At 60.9% G+C, this 16,119-nt stretch carries 16 protein-coding genes; 8 read left to right on the forward strand and 8 right to left on the reverse strand.

The window, feature by feature from the left end; all coding sequences use genetic code 11:
- The first annotated feature begins 48 nt into the window (after window positions 1–48).
- The 3 genes from hutI to RE418_RS20435 all read left to right on the forward strand — a co-directional run bounded on the left by hutI (window position 49) and on the right by RE418_RS20435 (window position 3,853).
- A complete protein-coding gene (hutI, locus tag RE418_RS20425; RefSeq protein ID WP_025302563.1) occupies window positions 49–1,272 on the forward strand; it encodes an imidazolonepropionase in 1,224 nt (407 codons plus the stop codon).
- On the forward strand, window positions 1,269–2,072 hold the full coding sequence (gene hutG / locus RE418_RS20430; RefSeq protein WP_025302562.1) for an N-formylglutamate deformylase: 804 nt from the start codon (window positions 1,269–1,271) through the stop codon (window positions 2,070–2,072). The genes hutI and hutG overlap by 4 nt, the downstream gene beginning before the upstream one ends.
- Window positions 2,073–2,317: 245 nt before the next feature.
- Complete coding sequence (locus RE418_RS20435; protein WP_089180819.1) at window positions 2,318–3,853, forward strand: serine hydrolase; 1,536 nt, start codon at window positions 2,318–2,320, stop codon at window positions 3,851–3,853.
- Between the two features lie 3 nt (window positions 3,854–3,856).
- Here the strand turns inward: RE418_RS20435 and RE418_RS20440 are convergent, their stop codons facing one another.
- On the reverse strand, window positions 3,857–4,387 hold the full coding sequence (locus RE418_RS20440; protein WP_043141419.1) for a chorismate mutase: 531 nt from the start codon (window positions 4,385–4,387) through the stop codon (window positions 3,857–3,859).
- Between the two features lie 115 nt (window positions 4,388–4,502).
- Window positions 4,503–4,988 carry an anti-virulence regulator CigR family protein gene (locus tag RE418_RS20445; RefSeq protein ID WP_025302560.1) on the reverse strand — a complete coding sequence of 162 codons (486 nt, stop codon included), beginning with the start codon at window positions 4,986–4,988 and terminating at the stop codon, window positions 4,503–4,505.
- A gap of 442 nt (window positions 4,989–5,430) precedes the next feature.
- On the opposite strand from RE418_RS20445, the gene RE418_RS20450 reads away from it, so the two are divergent.
- On the forward strand, window positions 5,431–5,610 hold the full coding sequence (locus tag RE418_RS20450) for a hypothetical protein (RefSeq protein WP_025160261.1): 180 nt from the start codon (window positions 5,431–5,433) through the stop codon (window positions 5,608–5,610).
- 52 nt (window positions 5,611–5,662) lie between these two features.
- On the opposite strand, the gene RE418_RS20455 is transcribed toward RE418_RS20450, so the two are convergent.
- A complete protein-coding gene (locus RE418_RS20455; protein WP_004941293.1) occupies window positions 5,663–6,544 on the reverse strand; it encodes a nucleoside-specific channel-forming protein Tsx in 882 nt (293 codons plus the stop codon).
- Between the two features lie 356 nt (window positions 6,545–6,900).
- Window positions 6,901–7,542, reverse strand: coding sequence for an HD domain-containing protein (locus RE418_RS20460; protein WP_089180818.1), 642 nt, complete (start codon window positions 7,540–7,542; stop codon window positions 6,901–6,903).
- 115 nt (window positions 7,543–7,657) lie between these two features.
- Between RE418_RS20460 and RE418_RS20465 the strand changes: the two genes are divergently transcribed.
- Window positions 7,658–8,638 (forward strand): GlxA family transcriptional regulator, encoded by a 981-nt coding sequence (locus RE418_RS20465; RefSeq protein WP_089180817.1) that lies wholly within the window; start codon window positions 7,658–7,660, stop codon window positions 8,636–8,638.
- Window positions 8,639–8,640: 2 nt separating this feature from the next.
- Here the strand turns inward: RE418_RS20465 and RE418_RS20470 are convergent, their stop codons facing one another.
- The 4 genes from RE418_RS20470 to RE418_RS20485 form a co-directional block, all read right to left on the reverse strand.
- Window positions 8,641–8,913: a hypothetical protein gene (locus RE418_RS20470; RefSeq protein ID WP_025302556.1), complete on the reverse strand. Its 273-nt coding sequence runs from the start codon at window positions 8,911–8,913 to the stop codon at window positions 8,641–8,643.
- Window positions 8,914–8,986: 73 nt separating this feature from the next.
- A complete protein-coding gene (gene yddG / locus RE418_RS20475; protein WP_025302555.1) occupies window positions 8,987–9,880 on the reverse strand; it encodes an aromatic amino acid DMT transporter YddG in 894 nt (297 codons plus the stop codon).
- A 91-nt stretch (window positions 9,881–9,971) separates the two neighbouring features.
- Window positions 9,972–11,342, reverse strand: coding sequence for an APC family permease (locus RE418_RS20480; protein ID WP_089180816.1), 1,371 nt, complete (start codon window positions 11,340–11,342; stop codon window positions 9,972–9,974).
- A gap of 308 nt (window positions 11,343–11,650) precedes the next feature.
- Window positions 11,651–13,069, reverse strand: a complete 1,419-nt coding sequence (locus RE418_RS20485; protein ID WP_025302553.1) for a glutamine synthetase family protein — start codon at window positions 13,067–13,069, stop codon at window positions 11,651–11,653.
- Window positions 13,070–13,288: 219 nt separating this feature from the next.
- Here RE418_RS20485 and puuD point away from each other — a divergent pair, with 219 nt between their 5' ends.
- From puuD to puuC, 3 genes are read left to right on the forward strand one after another with little or no spacing between them, the layout of a single operon-like run.
- Entirely contained in the window at window positions 13,289–14,050 is a 762-nt protein-coding gene (gene puuD, locus RE418_RS20490) for a gamma-glutamyl-gamma-aminobutyrate hydrolase (RefSeq protein ID WP_025302552.1), read from the forward strand.
- Window positions 14,047–14,604: an HTH-type transcriptional regulator PuuR gene (puuR, locus tag RE418_RS20495; RefSeq protein WP_016928041.1), complete on the forward strand. Its 558-nt coding sequence runs from the start codon at window positions 14,047–14,049 to the stop codon at window positions 14,602–14,604. Before puuD ends, puuR begins: the two co-directional genes overlap by 4 nt.
- Window positions 14,605–14,619: 15 nt before the next feature.
- On the forward strand, window positions 14,620–16,116 hold the full coding sequence (puuC, locus tag RE418_RS20500) for an aldehyde dehydrogenase PuuC (protein ID WP_025302551.1): 1,497 nt from the start codon (window positions 14,620–14,622) through the stop codon (window positions 16,114–16,116).
- Window positions 16,117–16,119 lie beyond the last annotated feature (3 nt).

Raw genomic sequence — 16,119 nt, forward strand, 5'->3', positions numbered from 1 at the left:
ATTGTATATACAACCATGTGGGAGCTGCGGCTCCGGCGGAGGAAAGCAATGACGTCTGAGATTCACTGTGACAGCCTGTGGCACGGCGCCGATATCGTCACCATGCGCGACGGCAACTATCACACCCTGACCGACGGCGCGATCGCCGTACGCGACGGCAAGATCGTCTGGATTGGCGAACATGCGGCGCTGCCGCCCGGCCTGATCGCGGACGAAACGGTGAAATTCAACGGCGGCATCATCACCCCCGGCTTTGTTGACTGCCACACTCACCTGGTGTTCGGCGGCAACCGCAGCGGCGAGTTCGAACAGCGGCTGAACGGCGTGAGCTATGCCGACATCGCCGCGCAGGGCGGCGGCATTATCTCCACCGTGAAAGCCACCCGCGAGGCCGACGAAGCGCTGCTGCTGGAGCAGGCGCTGTTCCGCCTGCGTCCGCTGCTGGCGGAAGGCGTCACCTGCGTGGAGATCAAATCCGGCTATGGCCTCAGCCCGGAAAGCGAGCTGAAAATGCTGCGGGTGGCGCGCAAGTTGGGCGAGCGGCTGCCGGTCGAGGTGAAAACCACCTGTCTGGCGGCCCATGCGCTGCCGCCGGAATACGCAAACCGCGCCGACGACTACATCAATCTGGTCTGCGATACCATCATCCCTCAGGCCGCCGCCGCCGGCCTGGCGGATGCGGTTGACGCCTTCTGCGAACACCTGGCGTTCTCACCGGCGCAGGTGGAGCGAGTCTTCGCCGCCGCCGAAGCCGCCGGTTTGCCGGTCAAACTGCACGCCGAGCAACTCTCCGCCCTCGGCGGCAGCACGCTGGCGGCTCGCCATCACGCGCTCTCCGCCGACCATCTCGAATACGCCACCGAGCAAGATGCCCGCGCCATGGGCGACGCCGGCACCGTGGCGGTGCTGCTGCCGGGCGCCTACTACCTGCTGCGCGAAACCCAGTGCCCGCCGGTAGAGCTGTTCCGCAAGCACCACGTGGCGATGGCGATCGCCAGCGACGCCAACCCTGGCACGTCGCCGGCGCTGTCGCTGCGTCTGATGATCAACATGGCCTGCACGCTGTTCCGCCTGACGCCGGAAGAAGCGCTGGCGGGCGTTACCACCCACGCCGCCAAAGCGCTGGGGCTGCAACACAGCCACGGCACGCTGGAAACCGGCAAGGTGGCGGACTTTGTTCACTGGCCGCTGTCGCGGCCGGCGGAACTGGCTTATTGGTTGGGCGGCCAGCTGCCCTGTACGGTGATTTTCCGAGGAGAAGTACGTCAATGACCATTCGCGATCCTTTTAGCTTCCAGACCGGCAGCCTGCCGCTGCTGATCAGCATCCCACACGCCGGCACGCAACTGACGCCGGCGGTCGAGGCCGGGCTGACCGACGATGCCCGCCCGCTGCCCGATACCGACTGGCACATTCCACAGCTGTACGACTTCGCCCGGGCGATGGGCGCCAGCGTACTGGTCGGCAACTATTCGCGCTTCGTCATCGACCTGAATCGCCCGGCGGACGACAAGCCGCTGTACACCACCGCCACCACCGGTCTGTATCCCGATGTGCTGTTCGACGGCCGCCCAAGCTTCCTGCCGGGCAAAGCGCCGACGGACGAAGAACGCGCCGGCTATCTGCAGCAAATTTGGCAACCTTATCATCAGCAGCTGCAGGACGAGTTGGCACGCCTCAAAGCGCGGCACGGCTATGCGCTGCTGTTCGACGCGCACTCCATCGCCTCGGTGATCCCGCGGCTGTTCGACGGCAAACTGCCGGATCTCAACCTCGGCACCAACGGCGGTGAAAGCTGCGCCCAGGCGCTGAGCGATCGGCTGGTCGCCTGCTGCGAGCAGCAACAGCAGTACACCCACGTGCTGAACGGCCGCTTCAAGGGCGGTTACATCACCCGCGCCTACGGCCAACCGCAGCAGCAACAGCATGCGATCCAGCTCGAGCTGGCGCAGGTCAACTACATGTCCGAACAGTATCCTTTCGCGTTCGAACCGCAGCGCGCCGCCTCGCTGCAGCGCCTGCTCAAGCAGATGATTGAAGGCCTGTTGGACAGCGCCGCCAGACTGAACTGATCCCCTTTACAGGCGCCGCCGGGCGCCTGTTCCTCTCCCTGTCCTTAACCGTAACGTCAGCCGCAATCTGCGCGCTATATCAAAGTTTCGCGTGATTCCCTACTGACTGGTCTAAACAGCGCACAAAACAGCGGCCGACGAAAAACGCGCTGCGCCACAATCAGCCGAAAAGCCCGCGCTCATCGTCAGCGCCGGGCGGCGTGTGGCCGAGCTGGCCCGTTTCGAACCATCACTCTGGAGGCCCTATGTCTGTAACACCGTTAAACTGGCGCGCTGCCGGCGCCCTCGCCGAACAATTGCTGGCCGGCTGGCAACGGCGTGGCGAACCCGGCGGCGCCATCACCCTGTTTGACGCCGAACAACTCCGCGCCACCGCCAGTGCCGGCTTGGCCGATCTGGCGCAGAATACCCCCTTCACCGCCGACAGCGTGGTGCGCTACGCCTCAGTGACCAAGCACATCTTCGCCGCGCTGGCGCTGAACGCCACCGGCCGCGCCATTCGGCTCGATCAGCGCCTGGGCGAACTGCTGCCCACCCTGCAGCCCGCGTTGGCGGACGTTACCGTCGGCCAGGCGCTGGACATGACCGGCGGTCTGCCTGACGTGCGCGAGACGCTCGGTCTGCTGGGCATATCGCTGCATGCCGTCAGCGAGGCGCAGCCGGTGATGCAGTTTGTCGAGGGGCTGGAAAGATTGAACTATGAAGCCGGCAGCGAGATCGCCTACAGCAATACCGGCTATCGGCTGCTGGAGGCCGCGCTGCGCAGCAAAGGGTATGATTTCGATCAACTGGTGCAACAGCACATCGCCCGGCCGCTGCAGGTGCAGATGCAAGCGCCGGAAAGCTGGTTCGACGTGGTGCCAGGGTTGGTGCCGGGTTACTGGCGTGCGGCGCGGGGCTGGCAACACGCCAGCGCCGGTCTGCACCTTTCCGCCTCCGGCAGCCTGACCGGCAGCCTCAACGCCCTCACCCGCTGGCTGCAAACGCTGCTGGCCGACCAGGGCCCCGGCCAGGGCGTGCTGGCGCAACTCGGCGCACCGCGCCGCCTCAATCAGGGTCAGCTCAGCGCCTATGGACTGGGGCTGGCGCAGACGCCGCTAGGCCGCCGCCGCTTGCTCGGCCACGGTGGTTCCCACGCCGGTTACAAAACCTATTTCCTGCTGGCGCCCGATCGCCAGGTCGGCGTTGCGCTGGTGGCCAACCGCGAAGACTGCGACAGTTTCGGGATGGCTTTGCAGGTGATGGCAGCGCTGCTGGGCGAACCTTTGCCGCAGCGCAGCACGGCGATCCCCGACGGTCTCTACGCCACGCTGGCGGAGCCGCACTGGCTGGAGGTCAAAGACGGCAACCTGGCCTATCTGGGCAGCGATGAACCGCTGTATCAGGGCGAAGACGGCTACGCGGTGTCGCTGTCCGCCCATATGCCAATCAAATTGAAGTGGACCGGCGAAGCGGTCGAGGGCGAAGTCGGGCATGTGGCGCGCCGTTTCCTGCCGGTCACGGCCAACGGCGACTGCCTGAAGCATGTGCAGGGGTTGTGGTATCACCCGCACTATCGCACCGCCTTTGAAATTCGCGGCAATCGGGTGCATATTGGCGTCGGCCCGGCGGCGCAGACCGGCACGCTCAGCCCGCTCGGCCAGGGCCGCATGCTGGTGGAGTGCCAGGACGGCCCATGGTTGAAACGCTTTTGCCTCTATTTCCGCGGTTACAACGTGGATCTCATCGCCAACCGCAGCCGGATGCTGACCTTCCGCCGCAGCACCGTCGGCCGCGACTGACGCTCAGCGTGCGCTGCCGGTTCTGACCGCCAGCAGCGCATCCGCCAGCCGCCGCTTGTCGGCGGCGCTGAGATTCACCTGATCCACAGACGCCATAAACGCCGCCCGATCCGCCTCGCCGAGCGGGCCGGTACGCAGTCGCTCCGCCAGCCGTTGCAATATCTGGCTGCTCAGCTGCGCGATCTGTGGGCGCACCTGCGCCAACGGGCGCGGCTGCCAGCCGGGCTCCGGGCTCGCCAGCCAGTCGGCGCGATAGCGGTACTGAATCGCCTTGGCGGCGTCCATCTGCGCGGCGATAAAAGGCCGCACCGACGCCGGCTCCAGCCCCAAACGCCCCGCCTCCGCCTGCGCGCTGGCCAACACCTTCGCCTCCTGCGCCAGGTCTTCGATCGGCAAATGCTGCTGCGCCTTGTAACCGGCAACGTCTTTCATCAACGACAGCCGTTGGTTCACCAGTTCGCCGATGGCGGCAGCGCCGTCTGCCAACGCTGGAAAACTGGTCAAACAGCAGGCTATCAATAACGCCCTGAACATGGCGCCTCCCTTATGATGCAGTGAAAAGGTCAGGCGCCAAGTTCACCACGTCAGCCCCGCGCCGGCAAATAAAAAAGGCCCCGCCGCAGCGAGGCCCGATGAGACCCAACCGGCGTTAGTCGAACACGCCGTTGATGACGGAGGCCACAATCGCGGTGCTGAGTGCGACCAGCACCAGATCGTCGCCGGCGATACGCCACTCATAACCCGGGTACTGCGGCAACTCACGCAGCATCGAGTAAGGCACCACTTTTTTGGCGATGCCCGGCGGCAGCGGTTTACCACGCGCCAGATTCTTGGCGATGCCCGGTGGCAGCGAGCTATAGCCTGTCAGGCCGTAGTTGTGCGCCAGCGAACGGGCGCGGTCGCGCGAAAGGCTGACGGAGACCAGATTATCGTCGTTCCTATAGCCGCCTTTATCTTTATTGCCTTTGTTGCCGTGATTACCGTTGTTGCCATGGTTACCGTTATTGCCGCTGTTGCCATGGCCGTTCCCGTTGCCGTTACCATTGCCGCCTTTGTCGGCCAAGGCCGGGGCGGATGACAACCCCAGCGATGCAATCAGCGCTAACACCGTGAGAGTCGTACGACGTTTGTTCATGTTGTGTATTCCTGCGTGGGTAACTCTGTTGACTATAGCTAGCCTTTTCCAGACAAAGTATAAGGAAAACTCCGAGATAACGGCGCGCTTTTACGGCATTCGCTTTCAAACCTTGTCTCAACGCAAAACGCCTCGAAAATGCCGATGCTTGTCTCAGATTTTTCTTGAAGAAAAATAAGCCTTACGCTAGCGTGGGAAGGTAACAAAAAAGAGTTAGCGTGCTCTTTTTCGTCGCACCTCAAATCTTATTCTTATCATCCATAATGATAATAGCGAACACTTCCCGCCTCTCCGTGCGGGATTCTTTTTCCCGCCGCCGTCGCCCCAATCTGGTGCTTTATGTTGAGATTTGGTTGCCGATAATTTACATTCGCTGTCTGAGAAACCTCAACCTCCCGCGGTGGCCAGGCTGGCAACGGGTGGGCGTTCAGGAGCAAAAGACGTGCAAATGACCCTCATGGAATACATCACTCGACACTTTAACGGCGATCTTCATCGTTACGCGCAGTCGGAAGGCGTCAGCCGTGAACAAATCATTAGTTGGATAAATAATGAATGTCACGTGATCAAAGGCAGGCTGTTTATGCCGGTGAAGCATCTCCCGGTTGAACAAGCACAATGATGACAAAAAAACCCCGCCAGGCGGGGTTTTCTGTTTCTGATAGCACGGAAAATCAGAAGTTATAGCCGACCACGAGGTAATAACCCCAACCGGTAGACTTGATCGGGCCCTGCGGGGTACCGATATCCGCGCCATCCTGCCACTGGCCGCCGTTATGGAAATAACGCGCCACGAAAGAATAGTGCCAGTGATCGTAGTTCAGCGCCAAAATGTGGCTGGAGGCGATAGAGTTGCTGGTGCGCACCTGTTTGCCGGTGCCGTCAACCCAATGGCTGTCCTTGCCCAAATCGGAACCGAAATCGAAGTTGGTGAAGCCGATATAGCTCAGGTTGCCGCCCCACACCTGGGTCAGCGGCACGAAGTATTTCACCTTGAAGCGGTAACCGTCCCAGCTGTTCTCGTTGGCAGCCTGGTAGTTTTCCCACTGGTATTTGGCATAGATGTTCATCGACAGGCTCATCGGCAGGCCGGTGTCGATATCGGTGCCCAGACCCATGTACCAGGTGTTTTGACGACCGTCGGCGTTGTGGCCCAGGTCATAGATGTAGTTGTTGGCGAAGTACCACTCTTTGAACGGACCGAAGCTCAGATCGGTGCCGGTCAGCTTGTCGATGGAGAAGCGCGGTTCAATCTCCATAAACAGCGGGGAGCCTTTATCCCAGATGCCGCGATCCGGGGTATTGCCCACGCCGAAGAACTTCGGCACGTCAACGTAACCGTAGAAGTCGAACCAGTCTTTCTTGGCGAAGGCTTCGTATTCGAGATACACGTCGTTATTCAGCTGCGGTCCGAAACGGGTGTGGTAGCTGCCCACCACGTTAACGCTCTGGTGCCACCAGTCGGAGACATATTGACTGTCTTTGCTATCAGCCATTGATGATGCACTGTAAGACGCTGCGAGCAGTACACCTGCTGCGAGAGCTATTTTTTTCATTTTATTACCACATGCTTAAAGGGCCATTTCCTGCCCGTTTAGAAAAGATGACAATGAGTCTGCCGACACCTGGCGTTGTCTTCACACAGAAACTCGGATGACGCGCGCATTATAGAAACCACTGACTGTAAGAATCTGTGATCCAGTTACGCATTTCGCGAATAGGTAATCGATTGCGTTCACATTTGTCAAATTATGTTTCATTCAAATTCACATTCGCTGTGATTTTTGTCATGCACATCGATTTTTAGCGCAGTTTTTGAGCCAACTGTCATCAACCGGCAATGAAGAGGAGTACGGCATTCAAGCGGGAAATGCCGGCGAAAACTCGCCGGCGAGAGAGAAGCGGCAGCCGATCACGCTGGCCACATCGAACGACGAATGAGGCTGCAAAAATTACCGCGAACAAAGCTCGGTTCCTTATCCGCCAGCACGTCCGCTTTGACGTTGCCGAAGGTGCTGTCCGGCTTATGTCGAATCCCGTCGTAAAACGCCTGAATAATCGCTTCCTTGAAGTTTGCCCCGCGGGGATGCAACTCCACTACCCGCTCTCGCAGCGTCGCGTCATAGCCCTGGTAATTGATCCCTAACACATCCATCTCTACCCCCGCGGTCACCAGCGCAATCAGCGGGTGCATGTATTCCGGGATCCCCGGCGTGGTGTGTAACGCGATCGCCGTCCATACCCGATCGATATCCTGACGGCTGACCCCGTGCCCGCGTAAAAACTCGGCCGCCGCATCGGCGCCATCCACTTCGAAACGTTTGTCGCAGCTGCAGTGATCGTGCGTCAGTCCCATATCGTGAAACAGGCAGCCGACGTACAGCAGTTCAGGATCGTAAGCCAGCTTGCGCTGCTGCCCCGCCAGCGCCGCCCAGTAATACACCCGGCTGGAGTGGTGAAACAGCAGATCTGATTCGGTGTCGCGCACTAACTCGGTCGCCTGACGCGCCATCGCGCTATCCGGCACGCTGATGCCGTTGATGGTTAAACTCATAACTTGATTCTCCCGTTGTCTGGAACCCGGTTAGATTAGGCGTTACACTGAATGTCCTCAATTGCCATTAATCAACGATTAGGGACATCCCCCATCCATCGGGATATCGCATGCCATGAGTAAAACCATCGCTATTCTCGCCGTGCCACAGGTGCAGCTGCTGGACGTTTCCGGTCCGCTGGATGTTTTCGCCGAGGCCAATCTGCAAGCCGGCTATGCCGCCTATCATCTGCAGGTAGTCGGAAAGACGCTGGCGCCGATCGTGTCCTCATCCGGCGTCAAACTCGTGCCGGATCTCGCCATCACCCAATGGCGTGAACAGGCGCTCGACACGTTGCTCATCGCCGGTGCACCGGGTATCGCCGACGGCGAAAGCGAAACACGCACGCTGGACTGGCTACGCAGAGTGGTACCCCGCACTCGCCGCTACGGCTCGGTGTGCAGCGGCGCTTTTCTGCTGGCGGAGGCCGGCCTGTTGGATGGGCGGCAAATCACCACCCACTGGGCGGTAGCCGATCAATTGTGTCGCCGCTATCCTCAGGTCACGGTGGATAAAGACGCCATTTATGTGCGTGACGGGCGCCTGCAGACTGCCGCTGGCGTGACCTCAGGGCTGGATCTGGCGCTGATAATGGTGGAAGACGATTTAGGGCGTGAGATCGCGCAGCGGGTCGCGGCCCAGCTGGTGATGTTTTTCCGCCGTCCCGGCGGGCAGATGCAATTCAGCTATCGGGAACAGGCGACCCTGGCCGGGCGCTCAATGCTGCAGGAAGTGCAACGCTGGGCGATAGACAATATCGGGTTACCGCACAACGTAGCCAGCCTGGCGGAACGCGCCGGCGTCACCCCGCGGCATTTCAGCAGGCTGTTCGGCAACGAGGTCGGCACCTCTCCCGCTAAATGGCTCGAGGAAGCCCGCATCGCCGAAGCGCGCAGGTTATTGGAGCTCGGCGTATTGGCGCCAAAACAGGTGGCGGCGCATTGCGGTTTTTCCAGTGCAGAGCTGATGCGGCGGGCATTTATCCGCCGGCTGGGGGTAACGCCGGCGGACTATCGAAAAATGTTTCTCGGTAAACAACTGCGGCGCGAAAGCTGAGATCAGTTTACCGCCGGCACCGCCTTGGCGATGTTTTCCTGGCGGAACGCCACCTCTTCGCCGTTTTTCACCTCCCAGTTGGCAACCGGAATGTCGGTCTTGGGCGCCGCCGCGACGACCGAACCGTAAATCAGCTTGTCGTCGCGGCGCAAAATATAAACGTCGAGCTGATATTCGTGCCGCAGATTCGCCGTGGTCAGGCGCACGGTATCGCCGCGCTCATAGTGATGCACGTCGATTTCAGGCTGTTGAATAAATTGAATGTCGCTTCTCATCGTCGTCGTTCCTTCAGGCAACATGGCTAGTTAAATTCTAGTTCAACATTGCGCCGACGGCGGATAATTTCCGTTAATTTCCGCGAGTTGCCCGCCAACAGATCAGCGAGCCAAGCGTGACCATCGCTACGCCCTGCCAGAAATTGGCGGTCAGCGAGGTATGCAACACCAGCGCGGCGAACACCGCCGACAGCACCGGGGTGAAATAAGAGACGGTGGCCAGCAGCGTCATGTTGCCGTGCAAAATGCCAACGTTCCAGGCGGCATACCCCGCCCCCATCGCCACTCCGGCGCACAGCAGCGTTACGGTCACGCCAGCGCTGAACTGCATGCCGCTTTCTGCGCTGAAGGCATACTTCAACCACAGCGCCAGCGCGGTCAGCACGATGAACAGCACCACACCGTTGCTGCCCTGGGCGATCTTCTTGGTCAGGTTGCAATACAGCGCCCAGATCACTGCGCCACTGAACGCCAGCGTATAGCTGAGCGGATTGCTGCGCACGTTGGCCAGCATCTGCGCCGGTGACCAGCCGCCCTCGCCGCTCATGATCCAGCCGATGCCGAACAGCGACAGCAGCAGTCCCGGCAGCAGCCACCATTTCGCCTTTTGGCCGTTGAGCGCCAGCGCCATCAGCACGGTGAAACAGGGCCACAGGTAGTTGATCATGCCCACTTCTATCGCCTGCAGGCGGGTATTGGCGTAGCCGAGCGACAGCGACAGGCAGATCTCGTAGCTGACGAACAGCAGGCTGCCGACGATGAGATAAGGTCGCGGAAAGCTGCGCCATTTCGGCACGCCGAGCGCCACCAGCAAAAACACCGCGCTGACGCTGTAGATCATCGCCGCGCCGCCGATCGGCCCCAGCCCTTCGCTGACGCTGCGAATAAGGCCAACCACGCTGCTCCACAGCACAATGGCCAACAAACCGAACAACGTGGCGCGGGTACGCGAGGGCAAAGCGGGCATAAGACAGGTCCAATGGGTTATTTTTTATCAGGTTTTTCACTCTACTGCCGCACGTGCCAAAAAGAAAGGCGGGATACTCCCGCCTGTGAATTTATTGCTGCGGTTGCCGCTCCAACTGCGGCGGCGGCTGGCGAAAGCGTCGGGTCAGCCAGGCCAAATAGCCGAAGCCCAGTGTCGCCCAGATCAGCCCCATGGTCAGCGAGCTTTTCTCCAGGTTCAGCCACAGCACCCCCACCGTCAGCGCCCCCACCAACGGCAGGAACAGGAAATTGAACCGATCCTTCCAGCTTTTGTTGCGCCCTTCGCGAATGAAGAAGTGGCTGATCACCGACAGGTTAACGAAGGTAAAGGCTACCAGCGCACCAAAGTTGATCAGCGCCGTGGCGGTCACCAGATCGAACGACAGCGCTGACAGCGCCACCAGCCCGACCATCAGCACGTTCAGCGCCGGGGTGCGCCATTTGGGGTGGATATAGCCGAAGAATTTCTCCGGGAACACGTTGTCACGCCCCATCACGTACAGCAGGCGCGATACGCTGGCGTGCGACGCCAGGCCGGAGGCCAGCGTGTTGATGAAGGTCACGCACAGGAAGATCGACTGGAACAGCTTGCCGCCGACGTACAGCGCGATCTCCGGCAGCGCGGCGTCGGGCTGGTGAAAGCGTTGAATGGACGGGAAAAACAGCTGAATGAAGAACGACACGCTGATAAAGATCACCCCGCCGTACAGCGCGGTCAGGAAGATGGCGCGCGGGATCACCTTGGCGGCGTCGGGCGTCTCTTCACACAGCGTGGTGACCGCGTCAAAACCGAGGAACGAGAAGCACAGAATAGTCGCGCCGGTAATGATCGGCAGCAGATGCGCATTCTCGCTGAGGAACGGCCGCAGGCTCCACACCGTGCCTATCCCCTCGCCGTTGTGCAGGCCGCGCACCACCAGATAGATGAACACCAGAATGATCGCCACCTGCGCCAATACGAACAGGGTATTGAAGTTGGCCACCAGATTGACGCTTTTCAGGTTGATGGCGGTGATAAGGATAACGAAGCCCACGACCCACACCCAGGGCGGCACTTCCGGGAACAGCGCGGTCAGGTAAATCTTCGCCAGCAGCGTATTGATCATCGGCAGGAACAGATAATCAAGCAGCGATGACCACCCCACCAGAAAACCGACGTGCGGGTTGATCGCCTTCTGCGCATAGGTATAGGCAGAGCCGGCGGTGGGAAACTGGCGCACCAGTTTGCCATAGCTGATGGCGGTGAACAGCACGCCGGCCAGCGCCAGCAGATAGGAGGTCGGCACATGGCCGTCGGTGAGGCCGGAGACGATGCCGAAGGTGTCAAACACCGTCATCGGCGTCAGATAGGCCAGGCCCATCATCACCACCTGCCACAGCTTGAGGGATTTGCGCAGCTGCGGTTTGCCCGCCGGGCCGCCGTCGATGGCTTTAATCGTCATGGCATTTCCCCTCTTGGTCCTCTGCTGTCAACCGTGCAACGTCATTCAGAGAGGCCGCAGGGAAACTGCTGCTCAGGCGGCGGTAAAAACGGGTTGGTATCGCTGTCGGGCGGCCGGCGACCGGCCCGTAGGCACTGCGGCACAGACAAACGTCTGCGCAGGGGGCTGACTGAGTCATGGTTATTTCCTCGTCGGCGTCCTGTACGCCGTGATAGAAGAAATTCTGTACCGCAGCGCGCAGCCTCGCCGGCCACAGGAGAGCCGATGAAATGCGCCGGACGCGCGCGGTAGTCGCAGGGTGAGCGGGATCAGGCGTTTTTCAACATCCACTCGATTTCGGTTTCGGTGATCAGGCGCTCGAACTGCACCAGCTCATCAGTTTTGCAGGCCAGATAGACGTGGCTGAAGCGTTCGCCCAACAATGCATTGAGCACCGGCTGATGTTCGAACTCGTACAGCGCGTCGCTCTGGCGGATCGGGAACGGCAGCCCGTCCTGCTCCAGACCGTTGCCGGTCACCGGCTCAGGCAGCGGCAATGCGGTTTCCAGGCCATAAACGATGCCGGCCAGAATGGTCGCCATCACCAGATAAGGATTGGCGTCGGCGCCCGCCACGCGATACTCCACGCGGTGGTTGTCGCGATCGCCGCAGGGAATGCGCAGCGCCACGGTGCGGTTGTTATGCCCCCAGGAAGCCTGGGTCGGCACATACATGCCAGGCTGGAAGCGGCGGTAGGCGTTGACGTTCGGCGCCAGCAGCGCCATCGAAGACGGCATCAGGGCGATCATGCCCGCCAGCGCCTGTTTCAGCAGCGCCGAATCTTCGCCGTCATCGTCGGCGAACACGTTGTTGCCCTGCGCGTTCAGCATGCTGATGTGCACGTGCATGCCGCTGCCGGCGTGCTCCTCATACGGTTTGGCCATAAAAGTCGCCTGCATATTGTGGTTCTCGGCCACCATGCGCACCAGCCGCTTCAGCGCCAGCGCGTGATCGCAGGCCTGCAGCACATCATCAGTATGATGCAGGTTGACCTCGAACTGCCCCGGCGACGCCTCCGCCACCGCGCCGTCCGCCGGAATGCCCTGCAAACGCGCCAGTTCGTCGATCTCGCTCAGCACATCGGCGAAATGGTTCAGGTTATCGACGGAGTACACCTGGCTTTGGGTGTTGCGTTCTTGCGTGCCCGGCGCGCACGGCGGCTGCAGATAGCCTTCCGCGTCACGTTGACGATCGATGAGATAGAACTCCAACTCTACCGCTACCACGGGGGAAAGCCCGCGCTGACGCAAACGCTGCCACACTCGGTTCAGCACATTGCGCGGTTCAACGTCAAAGGGAGTGCCATCTTCATCCAACATGGTGAGCAGCACCTGCGCGATATATTGCGGGTCCGCCGCCGACGGCGTCAGCGTGCCCGGTACCGGCACGCACACGTGATCCGGCTCGCCCAACTCCTGCCCCAACCCGGCCTCTTCCACCACGTTGCCGAGAATATCCATCGCAAATACCGACGCCGGGAAGTAACAGCCCTTCTCCAGTTTGTTCAGGCCGCCGACCGGGATGCGTTTGCCGCGGAAGCTGCCGTTCAGGTCGGTCAACAGTACGTCGACATGTTGGGTTAACGGATAACGTTCCAGATACTTCTTCACTTCGCGCTGGAACGCGCTACTTCGTCTCTCTTCACTGTGCTGAACAAAGTTTTCCACTTCTACGATGTTGGTCTGCATGGTTCACCCGCCGTTTGTGTTTTGCTGTCGTCGATGTTTATTGACCGTCTTGTTCAATATAATGCCCACAAATGAAACGTAGATGAAACAAATTTGTTTTGCAAGTGTTACTTTTGGTTTGAATATTGCCCAATCGACTGCTAGATTTATAGAATATTGAACGAAATCGGCGGTGGAGAAGTTTATCGTTCATAATTTCGAACGTACCAAGGGGATAGCATGGACAATATATTTAACAGACCAGTCATTGGCGTCGTCATGTGCAGGTATAGGTTAAACGGGCACCTCACACAGACCTTGCAAGAAAAGTACCTGAATGCCGTTATCACCGCCGGCGGCTTGCCGATCGCCCTGCCGCACGCGCTGGCGGAGCCGGAAATGCTGGCGGAGCTGCTGCCGCGCCTCGACGGCATTTTGCTGCCGGGCAGCCCCAGTAATGTGCAGCCGCACCTTTATGGTGAAAACGGCGATGAGCCTGACGCCGATCCTGGCCGAGACGCGTTGAGCCTGGCGCTGATCCGCCAGGCATTCGACAGGCGCATTCCCCTTTTCGCCATTTGCCGCGGCATGCAGGAAATGGTGGTCGCCACTCAAGGCACCCTGCATCGCCGCCTGTACGAACTGCCCGAGCTGCTGGAGCATCGTGAAGATCACGATCTGCCGCTGGAACAGCAATACGCCCCCGCCCACGAAGTCATCGTTCAGGAAGGGGGGCTGCTTTCGCAACTGATACCGGATTGCAACAGATTCTGGGTGAACTCGCTGCACGGCCAGGGTGCCAAAACCCTGGGCGCGAGCGTTCGCATCGAGGCGCACGCCGCCGACGGGCTGGTGGAGGCGATCAGCGTGCGAGATCAGCCCTTCGCGCTCGGCGTGCAGTGGCACCCGGAGTGGAACAGCGACGAGTATGCCCTGTCGCGCCTGTTGTTTGATGGTTTCATCACCGCCTGTCGGAACTATCAAAAGGAAAAACGCCCATGAGCGACGTCAGCTTGGCACCGGGAAAACGTCTGTCGCAGATCCGTCAACAATTGGGGTTGTCGCAGCGCCGGGTCGCCGAACTGTCGGGGTTAACCCACAGCGCCATCAGTACTATCGAGCAAGATAAGGTCAGCCCGGCCATCAGCACGCTGCAAAAGTTGCTGACGGTGTACGGTCTGTCGCTGTCGGCGTTTTTCGCCGAGCCGGAAAAACCGGCTGAGCCGCAGATCGTGATAGACAGCGACGACCTGATCGAAATCGGCAGCCAGGGCGTTTCGATGAAGCTGATCCACAACGGCGACCCGAATCGTACGTTGGCAATGATGATCGAGACCTACGAACCGGGCACCACCACCGGCGAGCGCATCAAACACCAAGGGGAAGAGATTGGCACGCTGCTGGAAGGCGAAGTGGTGCTGCAGGTCAACGGCCAGAGCTATCACCTGCTGGCCGGGCAGAGCTACGCCATCAATACCGGCATCCCCCACAGTTTCAGCAACACGTCGGCGCGCATTTGCCGGATTATCAGCGCCCATACGCCGACGACATTCTGATCAACGGAGCCAGGCATGAACTTTCACCACTTGCAGTATTGGCAACAACGGGCGCAGGCCCTGAAGATTGAGCACCAGCTGTTTATCGACGGCCGCTACCAGCCGGCCGCCGCGGGGAAATGTTTCGCCGTGGAAGATCCCGCCGGCCGCCGTGAGCTGGCGCAGGTCGCGCGTGGCGAAGCCGCCGACATCGATCGGGCAGTCAGCGCGGCGCGCGCCGCCTTTGAGCGTGGCGACTGGGCGCAGGCCGCCCCGGCGCAGCGCAAAGCCACGCTGCTGCGTTTCGCCGATCTGATGGAGCAGCATCACGAAGAGCTGGCGCTGCTGGAAACGCTGGACACCGGCAAACCCATCCGCCACAGCCTGCGCGACGACGTGCCGGGCGCCATCCGCTGCATCCGCTGGTACGCCGAAGCGATCGATAAGGTCTACGGCGAAATCGCCCCCACCGGCCGCGAGGCGCTGGCGCTGATCGAGCGCGAGCCGATCGGCGTGGTCGGCGCCATCGTGCCCTGGAACTTCCCGCTGCTGCTGGCCTGCTGGAAACTCGGTCCGGCGCTGGCCGCCGGCAACAGCGTGGTACTCAAACCCTCCGAAAAATCGCCGCTGAGCGCCATCCTGCTCGGCAAATTGGCGCAGCAGGCCGGGTTGCCGGACGGCGTGCTGAACGTGGTGCCCGGCTATGGCCACGACGCCGGCAAGGCGCTGGCGCTGCACCGCGACGTCGATGCCCTCACCTTCACCGGCTCCACCCTGGTGGCGAAACAGCTGATGATTTACGCCGGCGAATCGAATATGAAGCGTGTCTGGCTCGAGGCCGGTGGCAAAAGCGCCAACATCGTCTTTGCCGACTGCCCGGATCTGGATCAGGCTGCCCGCAGCGCCGCCGCTGGCATCTTCTACAATCAGGGGCAGGTGTGCATCGCCGGCACTCGCCTGCTGGTCGAAGCGAGCATTGAGCAAGCGTTCCTGCAGGCGCTGCGCAAACACGCGGCGGCCTTCGTCCCCGGTGATCCGCTCGATCCCGACACGGTGATGGGCACGCTGATCGACAGCGGCCACTGCGAGAAAGTGGCCGGCTATATCGATCGGGGGCTGAGCCAGGGCGCCGCGTTGTTCCTCGACGGGCGCGACCATCCGCAGGGCGACCACGCCGGCTATCTGGGGCCGACCATCCTCACCCAGGTGAACAACGCCATGAGCGTGGCGCGCGATGAAATCTTCGGCCCGGTGCTGGCGGTGACCACCTTCGACGACGAGCAACAGGCGCTGCAGCTGGCCAACGACAGCGACTACGGCCTCGGCGCCGCGGTCTGGACCCGCGATCTGGCGCGCGCGCACCGCATGGCGCGCCAACTGAAGGCCGGCACGGTGTTCGTCAACAACTACAACGACGGCGACATGACCGTGCCGTTCGGCGGCTACAAGCAGAGCGGCAACGGCCGCGACAAATCGCTGCACGCGCTGGACAAATTCACCGAATTGAAAACCACCTGGATCTCGCTGGAATAAGGG

This window comes from Serratia sp. szju, from assembly GCF_044594185.1.
Classification (GTDB): Bacteria; Pseudomonadota; Gammaproteobacteria; order Enterobacterales; family Enterobacteriaceae; genus Serratia; species Serratia bockelmannii.

What these genes read in the sequence shown, in the direction of transcription:
- hutI (WP_025302563.1), top strand. Translation starts at nt 49, where the DNA reads ATGACGTCTGAGATTCACTGTGACAGCCTGTGGCACGGCGCCGATATC.
- hutG (WP_025302562.1), top strand. Translation starts at nt 1,269, where the DNA reads ATGACCATTCGCGATCCTTTTAGCTTCCAGACCGGCAGCCTGCCGCTG.
- RE418_RS20435 (WP_089180819.1), top strand. Translation starts at nt 2,318, where the DNA reads ATGTCTGTAACACCGTTAAACTGGCGCGCTGCCGGCGCCCTCGCCGAA.
- RE418_RS20440 (WP_043141419.1), bottom strand. Translation starts at nt 4,387, where the DNA reads ATGTTCAGGGCGTTATTGATAGCCTGCTGTTTGACCAGTTTTCCAGCG.
- RE418_RS20445 (WP_025302560.1), bottom strand. Translation starts at nt 4,988, where the DNA reads ATGAACAAACGTCGTACGACTCTCACGGTGTTAGCGCTGATTGCATCG.
- RE418_RS20455 (WP_004941293.1), bottom strand. Translation starts at nt 6,544, where the DNA reads ATGAAAAAAATAGCTCTCGCAGCAGGTGTACTGCTCGCAGCGTCTTAC.
- RE418_RS20460 (WP_089180818.1), bottom strand. Translation starts at nt 7,542, where the DNA reads ATGAGTTTAACCATCAACGGCATCAGCGTGCCGGATAGCGCGATGGCG.
- RE418_RS20465 (WP_089180817.1), top strand. Translation starts at nt 7,658, where the DNA reads ATGAGTAAAACCATCGCTATTCTCGCCGTGCCACAGGTGCAGCTGCTG.
- RE418_RS20470 (WP_025302556.1), bottom strand. Translation starts at nt 8,913, where the DNA reads ATGAGAAGCGACATTCAATTTATTCAACAGCCTGAAATCGACGTGCAT.
- yddG (WP_025302555.1), bottom strand. Translation starts at nt 9,880, where the DNA reads ATGCCCGCTTTGCCCTCGCGTACCCGCGCCACGTTGTTCGGTTTGTTG.
- RE418_RS20480 (WP_089180816.1), bottom strand. Translation starts at nt 11,342, where the DNA reads ATGACGATTAAAGCCATCGACGGCGGCCCGGCGGGCAAACCGCAGCTG.
- RE418_RS20485 (WP_025302553.1), bottom strand. Translation starts at nt 13,069, where the DNA reads ATGCAGACCAACATCGTAGAAGTGGAAAACTTTGTTCAGCACAGTGAA.
- puuD (WP_025302552.1), top strand. Translation starts at nt 13,289, where the DNA reads ATGGACAATATATTTAACAGACCAGTCATTGGCGTCGTCATGTGCAGG.
- puuR (WP_016928041.1), top strand. Translation starts at nt 14,047, where the DNA reads ATGAGCGACGTCAGCTTGGCACCGGGAAAACGTCTGTCGCAGATCCGT.
- puuC (WP_025302551.1), top strand. Translation starts at nt 14,620, where the DNA reads ATGAACTTTCACCACTTGCAGTATTGGCAACAACGGGCGCAGGCCCTG.